The sequence below is a fragment of the Skermanella aerolata KACC 11604 genome (genome assembly GCF_000936425.1).
GTDB lineage: Bacteria > Pseudomonadota > Alphaproteobacteria > Azospirillales > Azospirillaceae > Skermanella > Skermanella aerolata.
Genome location: NZ_AVFK01000057.1, coordinates 22,900 through 29,240 on the forward strand (window position 1 = coordinate 22,900; position 6,341 = coordinate 29,240).

General features: G+C 64.5%; 5 protein-coding genes. 4 read left to right on the top strand and 1 reads right to left on the bottom strand.

The window, feature by feature from the left end; genetic code table 11:
• Positions 1–168: 168 nt before the first annotated feature.
• Positions 169–1,272 carry a sensor histidine kinase gene (locus N826_RS34455; protein ID WP_044436589.1) on the top strand — a complete coding sequence of 368 codons (1,104 nt, stop codon included), beginning with the start codon at positions 169–171 and terminating at the stop codon, positions 1,270–1,272.
• Between the two features lie 132 nt (positions 1,273–1,404).
• On the top strand, positions 1,405–1,872 hold the full coding sequence (locus N826_RS34460) for a response regulator (RefSeq protein WP_084721437.1): 468 nt from the start codon (positions 1,405–1,407) through the stop codon (positions 1,870–1,872).
• A 128-nt stretch (positions 1,873–2,000) separates the two neighbouring features.
• Here N826_RS34460 and N826_RS34465 read toward each other — a convergent pair whose 3' ends face one another.
• Positions 2,001–3,998, bottom strand: coding sequence for a 3-hydroxybutyrate oligomer hydrolase family protein (locus tag N826_RS34465; protein ID WP_147041192.1), 1,998 nt, complete (start codon positions 3,996–3,998; stop codon positions 2,001–2,003).
• A gap of 349 nt (positions 3,999–4,347) precedes the next feature.
• On the opposite strand from N826_RS34465, the gene N826_RS34470 reads away from it, so the two are divergent.
• Entirely contained in the window at positions 4,348–5,463 is a 1,116-nt protein-coding gene (locus tag N826_RS34470; protein WP_044436591.1) for a LuxR C-terminal-related transcriptional regulator, read from the top strand.
• Positions 5,464–5,591: 128 nt separating this feature from the next.
• The coding region (locus N826_RS34475) for an ABC transporter ATP-binding protein (RefSeq protein WP_044436592.1) at positions 5,592–6,341 on the top strand (750 nt) is incomplete at its 3' end.

The window sequence follows — 6,341 nt, forward strand, 5'->3', positions numbered from 1 at the left end:
CGATGCCCGTTCTCCCGGAATGGGCATCCTTCCCTTCCATTCGCGCGTTCGGCTATGTCGGAAATGTGCTTTGCTTAGCACTAATTCCGTGCATCATCACGACATTGGGACAACATCCGGAAAGGGTATGCCGGGTGATATCGTGACATTTTGGGACCTGTAAGCTTGATGGGCAGCGCAATACCAGGGCGGCAGATCGATGAGATCCAGCGGCTCGAAGCTCTACACCGATATAATATCCTGGATACTTCGCGGGAGGCGGAGTTCGACGACCTGACCTGCCTTGCCGCCTATATCTGCCAGGCTCCGATCGCTGTGGTCAACTTCGTCGATGCGGACAGGCAGTGGTTCAAGTCGGAAATCGGCCTGGGCGTGAGCGAGACCCCGCGGGACATATCCGTCTGTACTCATGCGATCCGGCAGAAGGACATCTTCGTCGTTCCGGACATGACCAAGGACGAGCGGTTCGTCGGCAATCCCCTGGTTACCGGCGATCCCCATATGAGGTTTTACGCAGGCGTGCCGCTGGAGACGACCGACGGGTACGCACTGGGCACCATCTGCGTCCTGGACACCAAGCCCCGCGTTCTGGACGAGCAGCAGAAGGCGGCGCTGCACAGCCTTGCGCGGCAGGTCATGGCGCTGCTCGAGCTGCGCCGGTCTATCATCCAGAAGGACCTGATGCTGCGGGAGGTCAACCACCGAGTCAAGAACAGCCTGCAACTCGTGTCCAGCCTGCTCAGGCTGGAAAGCCGGCAGATCACCGACCCGGTGACCCGGCGCCATTTCGACGAGGCCTGCGCCCGCGTGGCCACCGTTGCCCGCGTCCACGAGCGCCTTTACAAGACCGACAAGGTCGGCGTGGTCGAGTTCGGCCAGTTCCTGCGCGACTTGTGCGCGGATCTTTCCCATTCCGCGATGATCGAGCAGGGACACCATATCGACGTCCATGCCGACACGCGCGAGTTGCCGACCGACAAGGTGATTCCTCTGGCGCTGATCGTCAACGAACTGGTCACCAACGCCGTCAAATACGCCTATCCGGTCGGCACGCGCGGAGCCATCCACGTCCAGTTCCGCTCCGCCCAGGACGGCTCGTTCGAGGTCGTGGTGGCCGACGAGGGCGTCGGCCTGCCCTCCGGCTTCGATCCGGCAGCGACGAAGAGCCTCGGCATGAGGATGGTTTCCGCCCTGCTCGGTCAGGTCGGCGCCGAGCTTTCATGCGCATCCGACGGTGGAGGGACGAAGTTCATCATCTCCGCGGCCGGTTGATCGCTTTCCGTCAAGCGCTACCGGTTGATTGGTGACACATTTGAGCAACTCCATGGTGGACACCAAAACTATTTCCGCGCTGCGGTGTTGAACTCGCTGCCACCACCGTCCTGAAAGTCAAAGTCCGGTCCGATGCATGCACTCCCAAAGCTTCGACTTGTACACACCCGACGCAGCGTTCCCCAGCCTTCGGACCGGCAGGAACCTGACGACGGGCAGGCCGTCCGTATCCTTATCGTCGAGGACGAAGCCATTCCCGCCATGCTCCTAGAGGAAATGGTCGAGGACCTCGGCTTCATGGTCTGCGGCAAGGCGGTATCCGGTCCCGGCGCCGTCATGGCGGCCGAGGACTACCGTCCCGACCTGATCCTGATGGATATCCGGCTGGCGCAGGGCACCGACGGCATAGAGGCCGCGATCGAGATCCGGGAGCGCTGGGGCATCCCTTCCCTGTTCATGAGCGCCTTCAGCGACAAGGGCACGATGGCGCGCGCGGAAGCGGCGCGGCCGGTCGGCTTCGTCGGCAAGCCCTACGACGAGACGCGGCTGAGGATCGCTCTGGATGCGGCGCTCAAGACGCTGGGCGAGGGTCACGGCTGAACGATCCCGGAGGCTTATACCGGAGCCGGAAAGTTCCGATTTGTCGACGCGTCGGTGTTGGCCCACGGCCCAACAACTCCGTCATCACTGAAAGTCGCAAGACAGGTCGGAACTTTCTGGCTCTGGTATTACTCAGGGATCGACAATTCCGTCCCGTCGAAGCGGATCAGCGCGTCTTCGGCTGCCTCCCGGCGGATCGGCGGCAAGTTGGCCGGGCCTATCGCCGGTGCCCCGGGACCACGCGGAACGGTACGGACGACCTGGCTGGGCGGCAGGGACGCGCCGTTGACCAGATGGTCCCACATCAGGTCGAGCGCCTGGAAAAAATAATGGTGCAGCGGGACATAGCGGGCGTCGAAGCCGGGAAAGGCGTTGAAGGCGTCCAGGTGGCCGGCATTGGTCACCTCGTAGTATCGGACATTGCCGGCGCCCGGCGTCTTCTGAGTCAAGGCGTAGTACGGACGCGAGGCGTGGTTGGGTGGGATGATGCCGTCGGCCCTGCCGTTGACGATCACGACGGGCTTGCCTCGCAGACCGCCGGTTGCCCGGATCTCATCCAGGCTGGCGCGGAAGCCTTCCGACGGATTGGTGGCGAGGCCGCGTAGGCAGAGCGCGCCGGGAAGGTTCTGGTCGAGGGTCGATGACCGGTCCTCTCGCGGACCGCCGGGGGCGTTGTTGTTGATCAGGACGACCTTGCCGGTCGGCGGTATCCCGTTGCCCGTGGCGAACAGGTCGGCGGCGGCGGCAGGCGGCAGCGGCGCCGGAATGCCTTTCTCGGCATAGGCGAAGCTGTAGTCGCACAGGTTCCGCTCGACGCCTGCTTTGGCATAGGCGTTGGCGTAGGTGACGGCGATCGATTGCGGCACGGAGAAGCTGCCATAGGCCGGCTGAAGGAAGTTCTGTTCCGGCAGGATGCCATAGCCGTTGATGACCTCCATCGCTTCCGCCGCCTGTGCCTGAACCCCAGAAGACTTCAGCAGCCCGTTCCTGAACAGCCCCTCGCACCGTCCGGCGGAGGCTCCCGCGTCTAGCGGGGCATCCGGGACTGCGAGCGCCGCGCAGGGCCCGTAAAGGTTGACCAGCGTGATGGTGTCGTAGAGCGACCGGCTATGGGACCGGAACGGCGGCTGGCCGCCCTGGCGGATCGCGAAGGACGGATCGTGGATGGGATTGACGTTGGGTTCGGAAACGGCGACGCCGTCTATCAGGCCGGATAGGTCCGTCTCGGTGGCCCGCAGCGACGCTCCGCCGCCGTTAGACACGCTGGAGGCGATGACGACGGTATTGGCCGGGACATGCCGCCGGCCGTTGGGGCCGGGATGATGGATGTTGAGGATGGCGAAGGCCAGTTCGATGGAGTCCAGCACATCCCGGCCCCAGCGGCTTTCGGGGTTACCGCCGGAATGGGCGTGCTTCCAGGCGAGCCGGTTGGGAAACGCGGCGTTGAAGGCGGTGCGCGCCGCTCCGTCCAGTCCAGCGCGGAAGTTGACGCGATCGGGGCTGGAGCCGGCGGGCACCCGCTCGCCGGTGACCAGGCCGACGGTATCGGCGGACAGGTCGTGGACTCCGATGCCGGTGCCCTTGTCGGTATAGGCCACCGCACAGCCCCGCTTCAGCCCCCATTCCCCCGCCGTGGCGATGGCGCCGTAGACCCCGCGCGATCCGCTGGAAGGAGCCGTCACGATACAGGTCTGGCCGATGCCGAAGCTGTCGGGAACCTGGACCATGATGGTGACGCCGCTGCCGTCGCCGTGGTCGGCCAGAGCCAGGTACTCATGGCCTGCGATCATGCCGAGACCGCCGATCCCAACGGCAGGCCCGTACAAAGTCCCGTAGCCTCCCCCCGGCGTCATGTCCACCAGGGCGCGGTAGTTGGCGTGGATCGCACGGGTGCGCAGTTCCGCCGCCGTGGGGTGCGAGGGATCGGCGAAGGTGGGGGGACTGGGATTGGCGAGACCGGCGGAGCCGAGGCCGCCGGTCAGCAGGTCGTCGGTCCGGCCGTCGTACCGTTCATGCAGGATGCCGCCCCGAACGAAGCCCGGAAGATCGTAGCCCGGAACATCGCCGCCCGGCGTGTCCAGGCCGGCGCAGCCCGCGAGCAGGGCGGAGCCGAGAAGAGAAATCATGGAGATTGAGCGAATGGCCCGGGACCGTTTCGTCCGACATACGATCTTCATACCGGTCATTCCACTCCATCCATCGATCCTCCATCCTGACACCGCAGCGGAAGTCTCGCCAAGCCGGCGCCCGGCTTTGACACCATCCCTCCGCCAGCTATGCTTAATGGAGTAGTTCCATAGTAGGAACGGCCGATACCCGGTCCTGAGGTGATGGTAAGAGTTGAAGCCGGGAGGACAATCCCGTTACACAAGTCTGAACCGAATATTTCGACCATCCTTCCCATACCGGCAAAGGGCAATATAAACATTGCGGAAATTTGTCGCTAATTTTAGCCCGCAGCATACGGAGACATCGTTGGTCTTTCGGCTGCGACTGGAAGACTGTGTCGATCGCTTCGACAAGCTGCGTCTGGCCGTCCTTTCGGGTCCGGCCGGGATCGGCAAGACCACCCTGCTCGCCCGCTGGCATACCATCGCCGGGAACCGAGGCATGGCTGCCGGCTGGATGTCGCTGCACCGCTCCGGCCATGACTACGGGCACTTCCTGAACGACCTTGGCAATGCGCTGGAACCGGTGGCGCCAGGCTTCGCCGGGCATCTCAGGGCCATGCAGGCGCCTGCGCTCAGCGCTGCGCTGCCGGCCTTGCTGAGCGGGCTGGACAGGACTGGCAAGACCGCCGTCCTGTTCCTGGACGACTACGAGGCGGTGAGCGATCCCGCTATCCACCGCGACGTCAACCTGCTGCTGAGCGCCCTGCCCCGGCAGGTCACGCTGGCGGTGGCTAGCAGGGTCGAGCCGCCGTTCCCTCTCGCCCGGCTGCGAGCCTGCGGCGGGTTGCTGGAGCTTCAGGCATCGGACCTGCGCTTCACCCTGGACGAGGCGCGCTACTACCTGACCCGCGTCCAGGCGCTCGACCTGACGGAAGACCAGGTCCGCGACGTCACGCGGAAGACCGAGGGGCGCATCTCCGGCTTGCAAATGGCCGTCCTGACGCGGCGTCTGATGACAGGAGAGCGCGATGCCTTGCCGGAGGCCCACCACCGCGCTGGCGGCTGGCTGGGACATCTGGATACGGGGCCGTGCGGCGACCTGCCGGGACGCGCCGATCAGGAGATGGTGCTGAGGGGCTTCGCCGCCGTCATGGTCGGCTACGCGGCAGGGGCCGCGGGAGACCTGGAAGCGGCGATGGCGCAGTGCCGCGACGCCATCGAGATTTCAGGCAAGGTGCTGGAAACGCTTCAGCCCGAGCCGGGGAAACAGGCGCCCCAGGCCGCCGACGGGCTGCATCACCGTGAGATCCAGATCCTTCGGCTGGTGTCGGAAGGGCTTCGCAACCGCCAGATCGGGGAACGGCTGAGGATTTCCGAGGATACGGTGAAATGGTACCTCAAGCGCCTGTTCGCCAAGCTGTACGTGACCACCCGTACCAGCGCCGTCGCCCGTGGACGTGAATTGGGGTTGCTGCCGTAGGTCTTTGGAGAATAATCAGAACGCCACCCTTTCGGGTGGTGTCACCACCTCCCCCTTGTCCCTAACTTCACGCAAAATCCAGGACATCCGCCTCAAAGGTTTTGGGATGTCCGATAAGGGGAGGCGCAATGGACGGGGACAATATTCTGGAAACCCGAAGTCTGACCAAGGAGTTCAAGGGTTTCATCGCGGTAAAGGACGTCAATCTCCAGGTCCGTCGCGGTAGTATCCATGCTCTGATCGGTCCCAACGGCGCCGGCAAGACGACGGTCTTCAACCTTCTCACCAAGTTCCTGATCCCGAGCAGCGGCCAGATCCTGTTCAACGGCACCGACATCACCAAGGTCAAGCCGGCGGACATCGCGCGGCAGGGGCTGGTGCGCTCGTTCCAGATCAGCGCCGTGTTCCCGCACCTGAGCTGTCTGGAGAACGTACGGGTGGCGCTCCAGAAGCGGCTGCGTGGCGACAGCTTCGACTTCTGGCGGTCGGAGAATGCATTGCGCAGCCTCGACGGCGAAGCCGACAGGCTGCTGGAATCGGTCAATCTCGCGGCCTACCGCGACACGGCGGCGGTGGAACTGCCCTATGGCCGCAAGCGGGCGCTGGAGATCGCGACCACGCTGGCGCTCGAGCCGGAGCTGATGCTGCTGGACGAGCCGATGGCCGGCATGGGCCACGAGGACATCGACCGCACGGCGGAACTGATCCGCAAGGTCTCGGCCAATCGGACGATCCTGATGGTCGAGCACAACCTGAGCGTCGTGTCCGACCTGTCGGACACAATCACGGTGCTGAGGCGCGGCGAGATCCTGGCGGAGGGGCCGTACGCCACGGTGTCGAAGAACCCGCAGGTGATGGAAGCGTATATGGGGACGGGA